The organism is Anoxybacillus thermarum (assembly GCF_000836725.1).
GTDB lineage: Bacteria > Bacillota > Bacilli > Bacillales > Anoxybacillaceae > Anoxybacillus > Anoxybacillus thermarum.
The window spans coordinates 1-1890 of the sequence record NZ_JXTH01000113.1; the positions used below are offsets into that span (position 1 = coordinate 1).

General features: G+C 51.2%; 1 protein-coding gene. It reads left to right on the top strand.

The window, feature by feature from the left end:
* Positions 1–104: 104 nt before the first annotated feature.
* Positions 105–1763 carry an IS1634 family transposase gene (locus LH47_RS14495; RefSeq protein ID WP_043968702.1) on the top strand — a complete coding sequence of 553 codons (1659 nt, stop codon included), beginning with the start codon at positions 105–107 and terminating at the stop codon, positions 1761–1763.
* Positions 1764–1890: the final 127 nt, after the last annotated feature.

Genomic DNA, 1890 nt, shown 5'->3' on the forward strand with positions numbered 1-1890 from the left:
ACAACTCACATTTCGCGCCCTCTCGACAAAAATCGGGAGGATTTTTTTATCTTCATGTCGAATGAATCTTTGAAACACAAGGAAAGCAAAGGAGTTTCTACATCATGAGCGTTCAAATCCGTGCCATTTATGAAAGTTCTTATTTGAATATAATAAGCACCATTTTCAAGGATCTTGGCCTCCCTCGGTTGATTGATCGTCTCGTTCCCGTGGACCCTCAATGCCAAACTCGAGCCAGCGACGTTGTCTGGCTGCTTACCTTGGATATCTTGAGCGGTCGGCAAGCACTCGTTCATTTGGAACGATGGGCGCATGACATCGATTTGCCTAAGCTGATCCGACCAGGGCTTTCCCCCTCTTGGTTCAACGACGATGCCATCGCGCGCCATCTCGATCGACTGTACGACGCCAATATCCACGCGGTTCTTTCCGCCTGTCTTGTGCAAATTTACAAGAAAGAAGGAATCCCTCTTCGGGTGTTCCATGCCGATACGACCGATGTATCGGTTTACGGTACGTATGAATCGGCCTCGCCGGATGCCTTGCAGATTACGCATGGCTACAACCGGCATCATCGTTGGCAAAAGCAGATCGGATTTGGGCTGATTGGCAACGAGGATGGCATCCCGTTTTATGGCGATGTACACGACGGCAACCTGCCGGATAAGACGTGGAATCCCGAGGTGTTGTCCCGTGTGCAGAAACAGCTGAAGCAGGCGAAGATCGAAGATGAATGGATTTATGTTGCCGATTCTGCCGCCATGACGAAAGACACACTGGCGCAAACGAAGGCCGCCAACGCCTTTTTGATCACAAGAGGCCCTTCTTCGCTCCGGATCGTCAAAACCGCGCTGGCTAAAGCTGATGCCCAAGACACGCCGTGGAGCGATCCGTTTTCCTTAGCGGAGAAAAACGGAGCCACCTATCGGGTGTGGGAAACGACATCGACGTACGAAGGTCATTCGGTCCGGTTGATCGTCGTTGAATCCAGCGCGCTCGACCAACGAAAAGGAAAGACGCTCGAAAAAGAGCGAAACCAAGAAGCAGAGCTTCTTCGGCAGAAACAAACCCAGTGGGAAAGCCGTCTGTTTTCGTGCCGGGAAGACGCCGAACAAGCCCTAGCGTCTCTAAAGGCGTCCCTTCGTCTCCGGTTCCATCGCGTCGAGGCGTCGGTCGAAGCGATCGTGCGTCCGAAAAAACGGCGCGGACGTCCGAAAAAAGGGGCGGAACCGGACATGGAAACGCTGTACGCCCTTCGCTTGAACGTGGAATTCGACCAAGATGCGTGGGAACAGGCGAGACGGAAAGCGTCCCGGTTTGTCCTTGTCACGACCGTTCCGGAGGAATGGAAAGGTCAACCGATGGATGCGAAAGAGATCTTGAAGTTGTATAAAGGCCAAATCTCGGTGGAAATGAACTTCTCTTTCTTGAAAGACCCGTTCTTTACGGATGAGATTTACGTAAAAAAACCGGAACGGGTCGCGGTATTGGGCTATTTGTTTCTGTTGGCCTTGGCGATTTACCGCGTCTTCCAGCGCCGGGTGCGTCAGTTCATCACCCCGGAACACCCATTAAAGGGCGCGGGAGGCCGGAAACTGACCCGACCGACCGGACAAGCGATTTTTCAATTGTTTTGGTATGTCAGAGTCGTCCTGTTGGAACTGCCGGATGGACGAATTCAACGCGCGTTAGGTCAACCGCTCACGTACGAGCAGCGAAGGATTCTGCAAGGATTAGGGATGGACGAGAGCATTTACGTCTAATGGGATAAAGAACGACCAACGATGGTAAAAAAAGGATACCATCGCTTTTGGTGTTGGTTTAAAAGTTATTCTAAAAAACTGAATAAAAAATCCTTTTGTTCCGCCCTACCAAGGTGCGAAATATGAG